Origin of the sequence: Nocardioides sp. 503, assembly GCF_004522095.1 — a bacterium.
Lineage (GTDB): Bacteria > Actinomycetota > Actinomycetes > Propionibacteriales > Nocardioidaceae > Nocardioides.
Window position 1 is genome coordinate 1,261,954 of the sequence record NZ_SPUI01000003.1, and the last position, 15,932, is coordinate 1,277,885.

The window sequence follows — 15,932 nt, forward strand, 5'->3', positions numbered from 1 at the left end:
GGAGGCGGTGACTTGCCGGTAACCCGCGCGGGGAGCGAAGGTGGCGAGGTGTCCAGACACTCCGCCACCACGTCGTCGTACTCGATCACCATGCGCCTGCACACCGCGCCCGACCACGGGGTCGTCGGCCAGGTCGCCACGGCGATCGCCCAGGCGGGCGGGATCGTCACCGCGATCGACGTCGCGGAGTCGACCGGCACCCGGCTGGTCCTCGACGTCACCTGCTCGGCCGGCGACGCCGACCACGCCAAGGAGCTCGAGGCGGCGGTCGACGCGGTCGGCGGCGTGGAGGTCTACAAGGTCAGCGACCGGACCTTCCTGCTCCACCTCGGCGGCAAGATCGAGGTGTCCTCCAAGGTGCCGCTGCGCAACCGCGACGACCTGTCGATGGCCTACACCCCCGGCGTGGGGCGCGTCAGCAAGGCGATCGCCGACCACCCCGAGGACGTGTGGCGGCTGACGTCGAAGGGCAACACCGTCGCGGTCGTCACCGACGGCTCCGCGGTGCTGGGCCTCGGCAACATCGGCCCCGGCGCGGCGCTGCCGGTGATGGAGGGCAAGGCCGCGCTGTTCAAGCGCTTCGCCGACATCGACGCCTGGCCGATCTGCCTGGACACCCAGGACGTCGACGAGATCGTGCGCGCGGTCGAGATGATCGCGCCCGGCTTCGGCGGCATCAACCTCGAGGACATCGCCGCGCCGCGCTGCTTCGAGATCGAGCGCCGCCTGCGCGAGAGCCTGGACATCCCGGTCTTCCACGACGACCAGCACGGTACGGCGATCGTCGTGCTCGCCGCGCTGACCAACGCGCTGCGGGTGGTCCGCAAGGACCTCGCCGCCGCCCGCGTGGTGGTCTCCGGCGCGGGTGCGGCCGGCAGCGCGATCGTGACCCTGCTGCTCGCGGCCGGCGTCAGCGACGTCGTCGTCTGGGACCGCGAGGGCTGCCTCGCCGAGGGCATGACGGGCCTCTCCCCGGCCAAGCAGCGCCTGGCCGAGAGCACCAACCCGCGCAAGGTCACCGGCGACCTGCGGGCCGGGCTCGCCGGGGCCGACGTCTTCATCGGCGTGAGCGCGCCGGGCGTGCTCAGGGCCGAGTGGATCGCCGACATGGCCGACGACGCCGTCGTCTTCGCGCTCGCCAACCCCGACCCCGAGGTGGATCCGGCCGAGGCCGACAAGTTCGCCGCGGTCGTGGCGAGCGGGCGCTCCGACTACCCCAACCAGATCAACAACGTGCTGGCGTTCCCCGGGGTGTTCCGCGGGCTGCTCGACGCCCGGGCCTCGGAGATCACCGTCGACATGCTGCTGCGGGCCGCCGACGCGATCGCGCACGTCGTGCGCGACGAGGAGCTCAACTCCAGCTTCATCATCCCCAGCGTCTTCGACGCCGACGTGCCCAAGGCGGTCGCCGCGGCGATCCGCGGCGACCAGCGCTAGCCGGGTCCGTGCCCGCTCAGCGGTGCGTGAGGCTCTCGGGCTCGCGGAACCGCACGGTGGAGGCCAGCGCGTCCTCGCGCAGCACCCTGCGCTCGGCCACCACCTGCACGGCGTAGGGGTGGTCGACGTACATGACGGTCACCGCGTAGCCGCCCCCCGGCAGCTCGCGGCGCCACTCGTGGCGCAGCGGCGTGCCGTCCCGGCCCTCGACCGTGGTGCGCCGGTTGCCGGCGTACTCCTCGTCGATGGCCTTCCGACCGCCCTTGACCGAGCGCAGCTCGCTGTAGGTGATGGAGACCGGTGAGCCGGAGACCTCGAAGTCGCACATCCACACCGTGCGCCGGCCGGACCCGCGGCCGCTGCGGCGCAGGTCCTGGCAGTCGTCGCCGCGCGGGCTGAACGACGGGAAGACCCAGGTCAGCCCGCGCACGCCCTTCGGTCGCCCGCACGTGTCGACGTCGTCGACCTCGTCGCCGTTCCAGCAGACGAGGCTCGGAGCGGTGGCGTCGGCGCTGGGCGGGTCGGCCCACATCAGGCGGGCGCCCACCAGTCCGGCCAGCAGGAGACCACCCACCAGGGGCAGCACGACCAGCGGCGTGCGCCGCTGGAGCAGACGGCGTACGGCGCCGCCCGGTGCCTTCGGGGTCATGACCCACCTCGCCTCGGTCCGATCGTGTCATTGTGACCACCGCCACCACCGAAGTCAGCAGATCGGCGATTTCCGGCGCTGCGGCACGGTGTCGCGCTGACGCCGCGCACCCACCGATGAGTCCCCGGCCGCACGCCGGTCTGCCCCTGCTCGCGGGCCCTGCCGGGCGTCCCCGGCTCCCACTACCCTGCGAGATCGACCCCTGAGGAGACACATCGATGATCGAAGCACGCGGACTGGTGCAGACCTTCCACACCGGGCAGGGCAGGAAGAAGCGCCCGGTCCACGCCGTGAGCGGGGTCGACCTGGACGTCGCCGAGGGCGAGGTGGTGGGCTTCCTCGGCCCCAACGGCGCCGGCAAGACCACGACGCTGCGGATGCTGGTCACGCTGCTCAAGCCGACCGCCGGCACCGCCCGGGTGGCTGGCTACGACGTCGCGCGCGAGCCCGCGCAGGTGCGCCGCAGCATCGGCTACGTCTCCCAGACCGGCGGCGTGTTCAGCAGCGCGCGCGCCGGTGAGGAGGTCATGGACCACGGCATGCTCTACGGCCTGTCCCGCTCCCAGGTGGAGACCCGCGGCCGCGAGCTCTTCGAGCAGCTCCAGCTCGACGGGCTCTGGGAGCGGATGCCCAAGAACATGTCCGGTGGCCAGAAGCGCCGCCTCGACATCGTCGCCGGGCTGATCCACGACCCCACCCTGGTCTTCCTCGACGAGCCCACGACCGGCCTGGACCCGCAGGCGCGCGCCAACCTCTGGGAGCACATCGCCAGGCTGCGCTCCGAGCGCGGCGCCACGGTCTTCCTCACCACCCACTACCTCGACGAGGCCGACGTGCTGAGCGACCGCATCGTCATCATCGACCAGGGCCGCATCGTCGCCAGCGACACCGCCGACAACCTCAAGGCGCAGGTCTCCGGCGACCTGGTCGACCTCGAGGTCGCCGCCGACGGGCAGGTGGCGGTGGCCCGCGACAAGCTGGCCTCGATCGCCACGCAGGTCGAGGTCGAGGGCCGCCACGTCCGCGGGCGCGTGCAGCGCGCCGGGCGGGCGATCCCCTCGCTGCTGCGCGACCTGGAGGCCGCCGAGGTCTCCCTCGACTCGATCGAGGTGGCGCGCCCGACGCTCGACGACGTCTTCCTGACCCTCACCGGCCGCTCCCTGCGCGACGCGGAGGCCGCCCCCGACCGCGCCGACGGCGACGGCGCCGACCCCGAGACCGAGCTCGAAGGAGCCTCCTCATGAACAGCTTCGTCCGCGACTCCTCCATCGTCTTCCGCCGCCAGATCCGGATGAACCTTCGCAACCCCGCCTGGGTGCTCATCGGCGTCATGCAGCCGGTGCTCTACCTCCTGCTCTTCGGGCCGCTGCTCAAGCCGGTCGTGCGCACCTTCCCCGGCTTCGACGGCAACGAGTTCACGTTCCTGGTGCCGGGTCTGCTCGTGCAGCTGGGGCTCTTCGGCGCCTTCTTCGCCGGCTTCGGCCTGATCGCCGAGTGGCGCGAGGGCGTGGTGGAGGCCGAGCGGGTCACCCCGGCCAGCCGCACCGCGCTGCTGTGCGGGCGGCTGCTGCGCGACCTCGCCCAGCTGCTCGTCCAGGCGATCATCCTGGTGGCCCTCGGCTACGTCATGGGGCTGCGCGGGTCCTTCGGCGGGATCCTCGTCGGCATCGTGCTGACGCTGCTCATCGGCGGCGCCTGCGCGGCGGCCTCCAACGCGCTGGCGCTGACCACCAAGTCCGAGGACGTCATGGCGCCGCTGATCAACATGATCATGATGCCGGTGCTGCTGCTCAGCGGGATCCTGCTGCCGATGACCCTCGGCCCGGCCTGGCTGCAGCACACCAGCGACTTCATGCCGTTCCGCTGGATCGTCGACGGCGTGCGCGACTCCTTCACCGGCGACCTCGGCAGCAGCGGGGTCGTGTGGGGCACCACCTGGGCCGCCGCGCTGTTCGTCCTCGCCCTCTGGTGGGGCACGTCGGTGTTCCGCCGCGACGACGCCTAGGCCTGGGAGGAACCACCCGGGCTGGCCCCACGTCCCAGGACCATGAGCCTCGGACCCCGCCGCACCGCTGTCGCCCTGACCACCCTGACCGCCGCGCTCACCCTCGGGCTCGCCGGCTGCTCGGACCACCACGAGCCGGAGCCCGGCCCGGAGCCCGGCACGGTGACCCGCGGCATCGACGCGGCGGCGTACGCGGAGGACTACGAGGAGGCCGAGCAGGGCGACGGGGCGGTGAACTACTCGGCCACCGCCCCCGGAGCGGTCGCCCAGGACGGCGGCTCAGAGCCGACGTACGAGCCGGGGCTCCTGGAGGACGACACCTTCGTCGACGCGGGCACGAGCGGCTTCGTGGACCCGCGCGAGGACGCCGAGTCGACGTTCGCGCTGGACGTGGACACCGGGTCGTACGGCGTGGCGCGCACCCTGCTGCGCGAGGGGGTGCTGCCGCCGCCGGAGTCGATCCGGGTGGAGGAGTGGGTCAACGCGCTGCCGACCGGCACCGGCCGCGCGCCCGAGGACGGCCAGGACCTGGCCGTCACCAGCGACTCCGCGATGGCGCCCGGGCTCGACGACGGCACCCAGCTGGTGCGCGTGGCGGTCGAGGCGCGCGAGGTGACGCCGGCCGAGCGACCCCGGGTCAACGTCACCCTCGTGGTCGACCGCTCGGGCAGCATGGACATCCGCGCGCGGCTCGGGCTGGTGCGCTCCTCCCTCGCGCTGCTGGCGGACCGGCTGCGCGACGACGACACGGTCTCGGTGGTGTCCTTCGAGGACGAGGCCACGCCGATCCTGCAGCCGACCCCGGTGCGCGAGACCGAGACCATCCTGGACGCGGTCGAGGAGCTGACGCCCGGCGGCAGCACGAACCTCGAGGCGGGGCTGGCGCTTGGCTACGAGCAGGCGCGCCGGGGCTTCGACGAGGACGCGGTCAACCTGGTGGTCCTCTGCTCCGACGGCGTCGCCAACGTCGGCGCCACCGGCCCCGGCTCGATCAGCGAGCGGATCGCCGAGGAGGGTCGCGACGGGATCAACCTGGTGACGGTCGGCTTCGGCATGGGCAACTACAACGACCACCTGATGGAGCAGCTCGCCGACCTCGGCGACGGCTTCTACTCCTACGTCGACAGCTTCGCCGAGGCCGAGGAGCTCTTCGGCAGCGCGCTGACGACCACCCTCACGCCGGTCGCGGCCCAGGCGCGGACCCAGGTGACGTTCGACCCCGAGCGCGTGGCGTCGTACCGCCTGGTCGGCTACGACAACCGCGCGATCGCCGACGAGGACTTCGAGGACATGGGCGTCGACGCCGGCGAGCTGGGGGCCGGCCACCACACCACGGCGCTCTACGAGGTACGGCTGGCCGACGGCGTCGTGCCCGGCGACCTGCTCGGCACGGCCTCGCTGCGGTGGACCTCGCCGCGCGACGGCGGGACCGGGGAGGCCGCCGCACGGCTGCGCGCCGCGGACCCCGAGCAGGCCGTCGACGGCTCGCTCGCGCTCGCGGCGGCCACCGCCGACCTGGCGCAGCTGCTCAAGCACGACATGCCGCACGCCCACCTGGCGGGACCGCTCGAGGCGCTTCGCGACCGGGTGGAGCGACTGGACGCCGAGGGGGTCGCCGGCGCGGAGGAGCTGGCCGAGCTGGTCCGCGAGGCGCAGGCGACCACCTGACTTTACAAACGCGAAGGGGTTGTCAACCCGGTTTACAAACGTTACCTTCCTGTAAACCGCACGGAAGGCAGTCCTCATGGACCAGATCGCCCACAGCACCGTCCCCGCCGGCTCCACCGACCACTGGCGCGACCGCAAGCGCCGGCTCTGGCTGATCGGGCTGGTGGTGCCCAGCCTGGCGTTCCTGGGCTACGGGATGTGGCTCGCCACCGGCCTGGGCGCCTGGTTCTGGATCGGGCCGGTGGTGATCCTCGTGGTCGTCCCCGCGATCGACCTGGTCACCGGCCTCGACCGCTCCAACCCGCCCGACGACGCGATCGAGGCGCTGGAGAAGGACCGCTACTACCGCTGGATCACCTACCTCTTCCTGCCCGTGCAGTACGCCGGCTTCGTCGGCGCGATGTACCTCATCGCCCGCGGCGACCCGCTCGGTCTCGGCGGCGACCTGGCGGTCGTGGACAAGATCGGCCTGGCGATCTCGATCGGCTGCATCGGCGGCATCGGGATCAACACCGCCCACGAGCTCGGCCACAAGCGCGAGGCCAACGAGCGCTGGCTCTCCAAGATCGCCCTGGCCCAGAGCTTCTACGGCCACTTCTACATCGAGCACAACCGCGGCCACCACGTGCGCGTCGCGACGCCCGAGGACCCGGCGTCGTCGCGGCTCGGCGAGACGTTCTACGCGTTCTGGCCGCGCACGGTGCTCGGCTCGCTCAGGAGCGCCTGGCGCGTGGAGAAGCGCCGCTACGCCCGGCGCAAGCAGCACCCGTGGCGCCTGGGCAACGACGTGCTCAACGCCTGGCTGATGTCGGCGGTCCTCTTCGCCGGGCTCGTGGCGTGGCTGGGCGTCGGCATCGCGCCGTACCTCGTGCTGCAGGCGGTCGTGGGCTTCTCGCTGCTGGAGGTCGTCAACTACATGGAGCACTACGGGATGCTGCGCCGACGCGTCGGCGTCGGCGAGCGTCAGCGCTACGAGCGGGTCGACCCGTCGCACTCGTGGAACTCCAACAACCTCGCCACCAACGTGCTGCTCTACCACCTCCAGCGCCACAGCGACCACCACGCCAACCCGACCCGGCGCTACCAGACGCTGCGCGACTTCGAGGAGTCCCCGGTGCTGCCGACCGGGTACGCCGGCATGATCGTGCTCGCGCTCGTCCCGCCCGTCTGGCGGCGGGTCATGGACCCCCGCGTGGTGGCGCACTTCGGCGGCGACGTCACCCGCGCCAACCTCCAGCCGGGCCAGGAGGCCAGGCTCCTCGCGCGCTGGCCGAAGCCTCCGGAGGTTGAGGAGGTTGCGCAGCAACCGTCTCGAAACCCCGGGACCCGGTCAGTCGCCGACGACGTCGTCGCCGCGCGCTGCCCCGGCTGCGGCTACACCTACGAGGTCGAGGCCGGCAACGAGCTCGAGGGCTTCGCGGCCGGCACCGCCTGGTCGGAGGTCCCCGACGACTGGTGCTGCCCCGACTGCGGGGTCCGCGACAAGGCGGACTTCGTGCCCCTGAGCTCCGCCGACGCCTGACGTCTACCCTTCTGGGCGTGAGCCCCCCGCCCGCCGAGACCATGCGCGCCCGCGTGGTCGACGCCGCGGTGCGGCTCACGTCCGAGACGGGCTGGGCCCACGTCACGATGGCCCGGCTGGCCGACGAGGTCGGCGTCAGCCGGCAGACCGTCTACAACGAGATCGGCTCCAAGGCCGGGCTGGCCGAGGCGATGATCCTGCGCGAGCTGGAGCGCTTCCTGGGCGTCGTGACCGTGGCCTTCGACGAGCACCCCACCGACCTGGTCGACGCGATCCGCGCAGCCGCGACCAGCGTGCTCGGGCTGGCCCAGGACAACCGGTTGCTGCACGCCGTGGTCTCGGCCACCCACGGCGCCGACACCGAGCTGCTGCCGCTGCTCACCACGCACGCCACCTCGCTGCTCACCGCGGCCAAGCTGGTGATCGCCGAGCGCCTCACGCCGTACGACGTCGGGCTGGGCGAGGAGCGGCTCGACGCGGCCATCGACATGGTGGTGCGCGTCGTCCTCAGCCACGTCATGCAGCCCAGCGCCACCCCGGAGGCCACCGCCGACGACATCGCCTGGATCGCCGGCCGGGTGCTGCGGGTGGAGTGACGACGAGGCAGGCACGTGGCCGCGGGCCTAGGGTGCAGCCGTGAGTGCTTCGGAGACCTCGGCGGTGCGGCTGGGCACGAGGACCGGGCGGGCCGTGGTGGCCGCGGCGGTGCTGGGATCCGGCCTGACGATGCTGGACGGCACGGTCGTCAACGTCGCGCTCCGCACGATCGGCGAGGACCTCGACGCGAGCCTGGCGCAGCTGCAGTGGGTGACCAACGGCTACCTGCTCTCGCTGGCCAGCCTGATCCTGCTCGGCGGCTCGCTCGGCGACCGGTTCGGGAGGCGGCGGGTCTTCGTGGTGGGGACGGTGTGGTTCGCGGCGGCCTCCCTGCTCTGCGGCATCGCGCCCAACCCCGAGGTGCTGATCCTCGCGCGGATCCTGCAGGGCGTCGGCGGCGCGCTGCTGACCCCCGGGAGCCTCGCGATGATCCAGGGAGCGTTCGTGCAGGACGACCGGCCGGCCGCCATCGGCGCCTGGTCGGGGCTCGGCAGCATCGCCGCGGCGCTGGGCCCGTTCGTGGGCGGCGTCCTGATCGACTACGCCCACTGGCGCTGGATCTTCCTGATCAACCTGCCGCTGGCCGTGGTCACCGTCGTGATCGCCCAGCGCTGGGTCCCCGAGACGCGCGACCCGCACGCCTCCACCCACTTCGACCTGCCCGGTGCCCTGCTGGCGACGCTGGCGCTGGGCGGCACGACGTACGCGCTGATCGAGTGGGGCGGCGACCTCGCGCCGTACGCGGCGGTGGCCTCGGTGCTGGCGGTCGCGGCGTTCCTGACGGTCGAGCGGCGCAGCCGCGAGCCGATGCTCCAGCTGGGGATCTTCGCGGACCGGACGTTCAGCGCCGCCAACGCCATGACGCTGCTGGTCTACGCCGCCCTGGGCGCGGTGCTGTTCTTCCTCACCCTGCAGCTGCAGACCGTGGCCGGCTACACCGCGCTGGCGGCCGGGCTGGCCTCGCTGCCGATGACGCTGTGCATGCTCTTCCTCGCGGCCAAGGGCGGCCAGCTCGGTGCGCGCATCGGCCCGAGGATCCCGATGACCGTCGGCCCGATCGTGATGGCCGGCGGCACGCTGCTGCTGCTCGCGGTGGGCGAGGACGGGTCGTACTGGACCGACGTCCTGCCGGGGATCACCCTGTTCGGGCTGGGGCTGGCGCTCCTGGTCGCGCCGCTGACCGCGACCGTGCTCGCGGCCGCGCCGGACGAGCACGCCGGCATCGCCAGCGGCGTCAACAACGCGGTCGCGCGAGCCGGCTCGCTGCTGGCCGTGGCCGCGCTGCCGGTGGCGGTCGGTCTGGGTGGGGAGCAGTACGCCGACCCGGTGGCCTTCGACGCCGCCTTCCGCTCCGCGATGGTGGTCTGCGCCGCGCTGCTCGCGGCCGGCGGCGTGCTGTCGTGGCTGACGATCCGCAACCACGTCCTGACCGAATGACCTCGCGCCTGTGACGGGCGGCATACCCTCGGGGCGGGAGGGACACATGCGGAGAACGCGCGCGCTGGCGGCGACCGGGCTGGTCGTCGTGCTCGCCGTGCTGCCCGCCTGCAGCCCCGCCGCCGACGACGAGGGGGAGCCCCAGGCCGGCGACACCACCTCGGCCACCCCGGCGCCGAGCGCGACTCCCGCCGGGACGCCGGCCATCGACCCCGCCATGGCGGTCGAGGCGCCCGGACCGCGACAGGGAGCGCTGGAGTCCTCGGACATGATCCTCATCGCCGAGGAGCCGTTCACCGAGGAGGACGTGACGGCCATCGGCGCGGTCCGCGGCGTCCAGCGGGTGGTGCAGTTCTCCTACTCGCAGGTCCCCATCGAGAACCGGCTGCTCAACGTCGCGGCGGTCGACCCCGCGACGTACCGCAACTACACGCCGCTGGGCTCCGCGGACTCCGCGGCCTGGGACCGGGTGGCCGGCGGGGAGTTCGCGATCGACCGCAGCCTGGCCAAGCGGCTGCCCACCGACGAGGACGGCTTCCTCAAGCTCGGCGTGGCCGACGACGCCCCGCTGGTCCACCTCGGCGCCACCGTCGACCAGGCGCCGCTCGTCGACGTCGTCGTCAACGAGAAGTGGGTGGAGCCGCTGAAGATGAAGCAGGGCAACGCGCTGCTGGTCGGCACCGGCACCACCTCGCCGTACGCCGTGCGCACGGCCGTCGAGCGGGCCGCCGGCGTCGCCGCCTCGATGACCGACGTCGTCGCGCGCGAGGGCCTCGACCCCGGCGCGAAGCAGATCGCGGTGCCCACCGGGACCGTGGCGGAGGCGGTCGGCACCTTCTCCTACACCGTCCTCGGCGGCGGCCGCATCGCGCCGGACCCGGCGTGGGTGTCCTCGCACATCGCCACCGAGCAGGTGCCGATCCTCGGCAGCGTCACCTGCAACCGCTTCATGATCGCGCAGCTGCGCGAGGCGCTCCTGGAGATCCAGCAGACGGGTCTGGGCGACGAGATCCACCCCGACGAGTACGCCGGCTGCTACTACCCGCGCTTCATCGCCGGGTCCACCAAGCTCTCCAACCACTCCTTCGGTCTCGCGCTCGACCTCAACGTGCCCGGCAACCAGCGCGGCACCGTCGGCGAGATGGACCGCCTCGTCGTCGAGATCTTCAAGAAGTGGGGCTTCGCCTGGGGCGGCGACTGGAACTACACCGACCCCATGCACTTCGAGATGAGCCGGATCGTCCGGCCGAAGTGAGCGGGCGCGAGACCGGGTCGAGCACCGCGGGCGGCCGTGGGGCGGCTGCCTAGGGTGTCCTCTCCACCGTCGGAGCGAGAGGGGAGCCCGTGTCGTCGTTGCTCGACTGGCTCGTCGGGCTCATGCGGGCGGTCGGTGCGCCGGGGGTCGGGTTCGCCACCGCGCTGGAGACGGTCTTCCCGCCGGTCCCCTCGGAGGCGGTCCTCCCGCTGGCCGGCTACACCGCGAGCCAGGGCCACTACGGCCTCGTCGCCGCCATCGCCTGGGCCACGGCCGGCTCGCTGGTGGGGGCGCTGGTCCTCTACCACGCCGGCGCCCGCCTCGGCCCGCAGCGGCTCTCGGCCGTGGCCGAGCGGGTGCCGCTGCTGCACGCGCGTGACGTCGAGCGCGCGATGGAGTGGTTCGACCGGCACGGGCGCACGGCGGTCCTGCTGGGGCGGCTGGTCCCCGGCGTACGCAGCCTGATCTCGATCCCCGCGGGGGTCAACCGGATGCCGCTGCTGCAGTTCGCCGGCTACACCACCGCCGGCAGCCTGCTGTGGAACGGCCTGCTGATCGGCGCCGGCTACGAGCTCGGCGCGCAGTGGCACGTCGTCGAGGCCCGCGCCGGCGAGATCTCGAACGTCGTCTACGTGCTGCTCGCGCTCGTCGTCGTGTGGTTCGTGGTCCGTCGTTGGCGGCGCCGCAGGTCGGCCTGAGGTCGATCCCGGGCATGTAACACGTCGTAATGACCTCTTCCACGTCGAAATATCAACGTGGAAGAGGTCATAGCGACGTGTTACATGCTTGTGGCCGGAGCCGCCGCCGGCATCCGGCACGCGTCGGTGCCGCCGGGGAGGCGGTAGCGGTAGCGGGCGACGACCGCGTAGCCCGCGGCCGCGATCGGGCGCACCGGCGGGAGGTCGAGGGCGCGTCCGACGAGTCGCCACCCGGGGCCGCACGAGCGCAGCGCGGCCGCGACGGCGCGGGCGCCGCGGAGGGTGTCGTCGCCGTCGAGCCAGTACGCCGCCGTGGTGACCTGCTCCTCGGTCAGCCCGGCCGCGGGCAGGTCCAGCGACTGCCACGGCGCCACCTCGGCGGAGCTGCGGGCGGCCACGAAGTCCGCCGAGCGCGTGCAGAAGCCGCAGTCGGCGTCGTACACGAGGGTGGGCACACCTCGAGCCTACGCACGGCCCGGTGGGTAGCCTCCGACCCATGCGCGCAGCCCAGGTCGTCACCACCGCCGGACCCGCCGACGTCGTGATCCGCGAGGTCCCCGACCCCACCCCCGGCCCCGACGACGTGCTGATCGAGGTGCACCGCGTCGGCACGTCGTTCCCCGACCTGCTGCTCAGCCGGGGGGAGTACCAACTCAAGCCCGACGTCCCGTTCACCCTCGGCGTCGACGTGGCCGGCACGGTCGTCAGCGGGCCCGGCTTCGAGCCCGGTCAGCGGGTCGCGGCCGTCGGTCCCTACGGCGGCGCCGGCGAGCTGGCGGCCATCCCGGCGATGTTCACGTTCGCGCTGCCGGACTCGCTCACCTTCGACGAGGGTGCGGCGCTGCCGATGAACTACCTCACGGCGCAGTTCGCGCTCGCCGAGCGCGGCAGCCTCCGCGCCGGCGAGACCGTGCTCGTGCACGGCGCGGCCGGCGGCGTGGGGACGGCGACGATCCAGGTCGCCAAGGGCTACGGCGCCCGCACCATCGCCGTGGTGAGCACTGAGGAGAAGGCCGAGGTCGCCCGGGCCGCGGGTGCCGACGAGGCCGTGCTGGTCGACGGCTTCAAGGACGCCGTGATGGGCCTGACCGACGGCAGGGGCGTCGACGTCGTGCTCGACGTGGTCGGCGGCGACGTCTTCACCGACTCGCTGCGGGTGCTGGCCGCGCAGGGGCGGCTGCTCGTCGTGGGGTTCGCCTCCGGGCAAGGCATCCCCGAGGTCAAGGTCAACCGGCTCCTGCTCAACAACGTCGACGTCCGCGGGGTCGGCTGGGGCGCCTACGCGATGATGCGGCCCGGCTACATGCAGGAGCAGTGGGCCGCGCTGCTCCCGATGATGGAGAGCGGTGTCGTGAAGCCGCCGGTCGGCAGGGTCTACGACTTCGAGGACTTCGGCGCGGCCCTCACCGACCTCGACGAGCGCCGCACGCTGGGCAAGGGCGTCGTCCGGGTCCGTGACTGACCCGCGCGCCGCCGCGGCGCACGGTCAGCGGGCTCACGCCGTACGGATGGAGTGGGGCCCCGCCGGAGGTACGGCGGTCGCCGCCGGCGCCGACGTGGCGGTGGTGGTCGACGTGCTGTCGTTCACGACGACGCTGACCGTGGCCGTCGAGCGCGGCATGGCGGTGCACCCCTTCGCGTGGCGCGACGAGCGGGCGGCGCAGCACGCGGCCGAGCTCGACGCCGTGCTGGCGGTGGGGCGCTTCGAGCAGCCGTCGGCCGGGGTGGCCGCGGTCAGCCTCTCGCCCGCGGCGATGAGCCGGGTGGAGGGGGTCGAGCGGATCGTCCTGCCCTCGCCCAACGGCTCCACGATCAGTGCGGCGCTGGCGGGCTCCGGCGCCACCGTGGTCGGTGCCTGTCTGCGCAACCGCGCGGCCGTCGCCCGGTGGCTGGCGCCGCGCGTGGCCGCGGGCGCGGTCGTGGCCGTCGTACCCGCGGGGGAGCGGTGGCCCGACGGCTCGCTGCGTCCGGCGGTCGAGGACCTGTGGGGAGCCGGCGCGGTGCTCGCCGAGCTGGTCGACCTCGTGATGACCGGCGCTCCCGGGGGCGTCGGGCTCAGCGCCGAGGCGGCGTTCGCGCGCGACGCGTTCCTGGCCGTGTCGACGACGCTGGCCGGGTCGCTCGCCGACTGCGCGAGCGGGCGCGAGCTGGCCGCGGTCGGCTTCGCCGACGACGTGGCCGTGTCCGCCGGGCTCGACGTCAGCGATGTGGTGCCGGTGCTGGGCGAGGACGGCGCCTTCCGCGACGCCGGCGTACCGACGCAACCCTGATCACTCGCGCCCCACTGCCGTCACGAAACTCATGCTTCCGTCACGAAGTTTCGTACGGGAAGCGTGAGTTTCACCGGGTACCCGGTGAAACTCTCACCTCAGCGGCGCGAGCGTGTGGATCGCCAGCTCGCCGGCGAGGACCGGCCCGAGGACCTCGAACGCCTTGGCGACGTGCGGGGTGGACATGTGGGCGGTCATGTCGTCCTCGCTGCGCCACTCCTCGATCGTGACGAAGGTGCCGGGGGTGGAGGAGGACTCGTAGGCGACGTAGGAGACGCAGCCGTCCTCCTGCGAGGAGGACGCCGCGAGCTCGGCGAGGGCCGGTCCGGCGGCGGCGACGCCCTCGGAGGTGATCGGGATGGTCGCGACGACACGCAGGACATCAGTCATGGCGCATGTCTAGCAGTCCCGCGGCGCCCTGGGCGCGCTTCCGCGAGACGGTTAGGGTCGTGGGGTGAGCATCCTCGATGACGCCCGTGACGGCATGAACCCCGACATCCGCCCGCAGGACGACCTCTTCGGCCACGTCAACGGCCGCTGGCTCGACGAGGTGGAGATCCCCTCCGACCGCTCCAGCTGGGGCCCGTTCGTCCAGCTGGCCGACGCCGCCGAGGACCACGTCCGCACGATCATCGAGGACCTCGCCGCCGGGGAGCCCCGCGACGACGACGCCCGCAAGATCGGCGACCTGTTCGCGTCCTTCATGGACACCGCCGCCATCGACAAGCTCGGCACCCGACCGGTCCGCCCGCTCATCGACGCGGTGGCCGCGCTGCGCGACGTGCGCGACCTGGCGGCGTTCCTCGGCGAGTTCGAGCGGATCGGCGGCCACGGCGTCTTCGGGTCCTACGTCGACACCGACGACCGCAAGTCCGACCGCTACCTCTTCCACCTCACCCAGGGCGGGCTCGGGCTGCCCGACGAGTCCTACTACCGCGACGACAAGTTCGCCGAGCAGCGCGAGGCCTACGTCGCCTACCTCACCCGGCTGCTGGCCCTGGGCCGCCACGAGGACGCCCCGGCCGCTGCGGCCACGATCCTCGAGCTGGACACCAAGCTGGCCGCCGGCCACTGGGAGCGCGCCGAGACCCGCGACGTCCAGAAGACCTACAACCTGCTGACCGCGGCCGAGCTCAAGGAGCTGTGCCCGGCCTTCGACTGGGACGCCTACGTCACCAACCTCGGCGGCAGCGACGAGACCATCGCCGAGGTGTGCGTGCGGCAGCCGTCGTACTTCGCCCACCTCTCCACCGTCCTGGAGTCGGTGCCGCTCGAGGACTGGAAGGCCTGGCTCCTCGCGCACGTCCTGCGCTCCGCGGCGCCGTACCTCACCGACGACTTCGTCGAGACCAACTTCGACTTCTACGGCCGCACCCTCAACGGCACCCCCGAGCTGCGCGCCCGCTGGAAGCGCGGCGTCGGCCTGGTCGAGGGGGCGCTCGGCGAGGCCGTCGGCAAGGAGTACGTCGCCCGCCACTTCCCGCCGCGGTCCAAGGAGCTGATGGACGACCTGGTCGCCAACCTGCTCGCCGCCTACCGCGACTCGATCTCGGCGCTGGACTGGATGACCGAGGAGACCAAGCAGCGGGCCTACGAGAAGCTCGACACCTTCCGTCCCAAGATCGGCTACCCCGAGAAGTTCCGCGACTACTCCGGGCTGCGCATCAGCGCCGGTGACCTGCTCGGCAACGTCGCGGCCGCGTCCGCCTTCGAGACCGACCGTCAGCTGGGCAAGATCGGCTCCCCGGTCGACCTCGACGAGTGGTTCATGCTGCCGCAGACCGTCAACGCCTACTACAACCCCGGCACCAACGAGATCTGCTTCCCCGCGGGCATCCTGCAGAAGCCGTTCTTCTCCCCGGACGCCCACCCGGCCGAGAACTACGGCGGCATCGGCGCGGTCATCGGCCACGAGATCGGCCACGGCTTCGACGACCAGGGTGCGCAGTACGACGGCTCCGGCAACCTCAACGACTGGTGGACCGCCGACGACAAGGCGGCGTTCGAGGTGAAGTCCAAGGCGCTCGTCGAGCAGTACGACGCCTTCGAGCCGCGCGCCCTGCCCGGCGAGAAGGTCAACGGCGCGCTGACCGTCGGTGAGAACATCGGCGACCTGGGCGGGCTGACCATCGGCCACAAGGCGTTCGTGATCTCCGAGGGCGGCGACGCCTCGGTCGAGGACCGCCGCGCGCTGTTCCTCAACTGGGCCTACGTCTGGCGCACCAAGCGCCGCACCGAGCAGGAGCGCCAGTACCTCACCATCGACCCGCACAGCCCGCCGGAGTTCCGCGCCAACATCGTGCGCAACCTCGACGAGTTCCACGAGGTGTTCGAGACCCGCGAGGGTGACGGCCTGTGGCTCGAGCCGGCGGATCGGGTCCGGATCTGGTGAGC

Annotated in this window: 15 protein-coding genes; 12 read left to right on the forward strand and 3 right to left on the reverse strand. The window is 72.7% G+C overall.

What is annotated here, in order from left to right; genetic code table 11:
* Window positions 1–90: 90 nt before the first annotated feature.
* Window positions 91–1,437, forward strand: coding sequence for an NAD-dependent malic enzyme (locus E4622_RS13145; protein WP_209021942.1), 1,347 nt, complete (start codon window positions 91–93; stop codon window positions 1,435–1,437).
* A 16-nt stretch (window positions 1,438–1,453) separates the two neighbouring features.
* On the opposite strand, the gene E4622_RS13150 is transcribed toward E4622_RS13145, so the two are convergent.
* The gene (locus E4622_RS13150) at window positions 1,454–2,086 is read right to left on the reverse strand and encodes a hypothetical protein (protein WP_134740602.1); all 633 of its coding nucleotides are present in this window, start codon (window positions 2,084–2,086) and stop codon (window positions 1,454–1,456) included.
* A 218-nt stretch (window positions 2,087–2,304) separates the two neighbouring features.
* On the opposite strand from E4622_RS13150, the gene E4622_RS13155 reads away from it, so the two are divergent.
* The 8 genes from E4622_RS13155 to E4622_RS13190 all read left to right on the forward strand — a co-directional run bounded on the left by E4622_RS13155 (window position 2,305) and on the right by E4622_RS13190 (window position 11,268).
* A complete protein-coding gene (locus E4622_RS13155; protein ID WP_134740603.1) occupies window positions 2,305–3,330 on the forward strand; it encodes an ATP-binding cassette domain-containing protein in 1,026 nt (341 codons plus the stop codon).
* Window positions 3,327–4,091: an ABC transporter permease gene (locus E4622_RS13160; RefSeq protein WP_134740604.1), complete on the forward strand. Its 765-nt coding sequence runs from the start codon at window positions 3,327–3,329 to the stop codon at window positions 4,089–4,091. Before E4622_RS13155 ends, E4622_RS13160 begins: the two co-directional genes overlap by 4 nt.
* A gap of 42 nt (window positions 4,092–4,133) precedes the next feature.
* Window positions 4,134–5,759: a von Willebrand factor type A domain-containing protein gene (locus tag E4622_RS13165; RefSeq protein ID WP_134740605.1), complete on the forward strand. Its 1,626-nt coding sequence runs from the start codon at window positions 4,134–4,136 to the stop codon at window positions 5,757–5,759.
* A gap of 76 nt (window positions 5,760–5,835) precedes the next feature.
* Window positions 5,836–7,281 (forward strand): fatty acid desaturase, encoded by a 1,446-nt coding sequence (locus E4622_RS13170; protein WP_134740606.1) that lies wholly within the window; start codon window positions 5,836–5,838, stop codon window positions 7,279–7,281.
* 17 nt (window positions 7,282–7,298) lie between these two features.
* Window positions 7,299–7,877 carry a TetR family transcriptional regulator gene (locus E4622_RS13175; protein WP_245156003.1) on the forward strand — a complete coding sequence of 193 codons (579 nt, stop codon included), beginning with the start codon at window positions 7,299–7,301 and terminating at the stop codon, window positions 7,875–7,877.
* 40 nt (window positions 7,878–7,917) lie between these two features.
* On the forward strand, window positions 7,918–9,315 hold the full coding sequence (locus E4622_RS13180) for an MFS transporter (RefSeq protein WP_245156004.1): 1,398 nt from the start codon (window positions 7,918–7,920) through the stop codon (window positions 9,313–9,315).
* Between the two features lie 46 nt (window positions 9,316–9,361).
* The gene (locus E4622_RS13185) at window positions 9,362–10,570 is read left to right on the forward strand and encodes a M15 family metallopeptidase (protein WP_134740607.1); all 1,209 of its coding nucleotides are present in this window, start codon (window positions 9,362–9,364) and stop codon (window positions 10,568–10,570) included.
* A gap of 89 nt (window positions 10,571–10,659) precedes the next feature.
* Window positions 10,660–11,268 carry a DedA family protein gene (locus E4622_RS13190; RefSeq protein ID WP_245156005.1) on the forward strand — a complete coding sequence of 203 codons (609 nt, stop codon included), beginning with the start codon at window positions 10,660–10,662 and terminating at the stop codon, window positions 11,266–11,268.
* Between the two features lie 80 nt (window positions 11,269–11,348).
* On the opposite strand, the gene E4622_RS13195 is transcribed toward E4622_RS13190, so the two are convergent.
* Window positions 11,349–11,723: a DUF393 domain-containing protein gene (locus E4622_RS13195; RefSeq protein WP_134740608.1), complete on the reverse strand. Its 375-nt coding sequence runs from the start codon at window positions 11,721–11,723 to the stop codon at window positions 11,349–11,351.
* Window positions 11,724–11,764: 41 nt separating this feature from the next.
* Here E4622_RS13195 and E4622_RS13200 point away from each other — a divergent pair, with 41 nt between their 5' ends.
* Together E4622_RS13200 and E4622_RS13205 are read left to right on the forward strand one after the other, a co-directional pair.
* Window positions 11,765–12,730 carry an NADPH:quinone oxidoreductase family protein gene (locus tag E4622_RS13200; protein WP_134740609.1) on the forward strand — a complete coding sequence of 322 codons (966 nt, stop codon included), beginning with the start codon at window positions 11,765–11,767 and terminating at the stop codon, window positions 12,728–12,730.
* The gene (locus tag E4622_RS13205; protein ID WP_245156006.1) at window positions 12,723–13,538 is read left to right on the forward strand and encodes a 2-phosphosulfolactate phosphatase; all 816 of its coding nucleotides are present in this window, start codon (window positions 12,723–12,725) and stop codon (window positions 13,536–13,538) included. Before E4622_RS13200 ends, E4622_RS13205 begins: the two co-directional genes overlap by 8 nt.
* A 93-nt stretch (window positions 13,539–13,631) precedes the next feature.
* Here E4622_RS13205 and E4622_RS13210 read toward each other — a convergent pair whose 3' ends face one another.
* On the reverse strand, window positions 13,632–13,928 hold the full coding sequence (locus E4622_RS13210; protein ID WP_134740610.1) for a putative quinol monooxygenase: 297 nt from the start codon (window positions 13,926–13,928) through the stop codon (window positions 13,632–13,634).
* Between the two features lie 64 nt (window positions 13,929–13,992).
* On the opposite strand from E4622_RS13210, the gene E4622_RS13215 reads away from it, so the two are divergent.
* The gene (locus E4622_RS13215; RefSeq protein ID WP_134740611.1) at window positions 13,993–15,930 is read left to right on the forward strand and encodes a M13-type metalloendopeptidase; all 1,938 of its coding nucleotides are present in this window, start codon (window positions 13,993–13,995) and stop codon (window positions 15,928–15,930) included.
* Window positions 15,931–15,932: the final 2 nt, after the last annotated feature.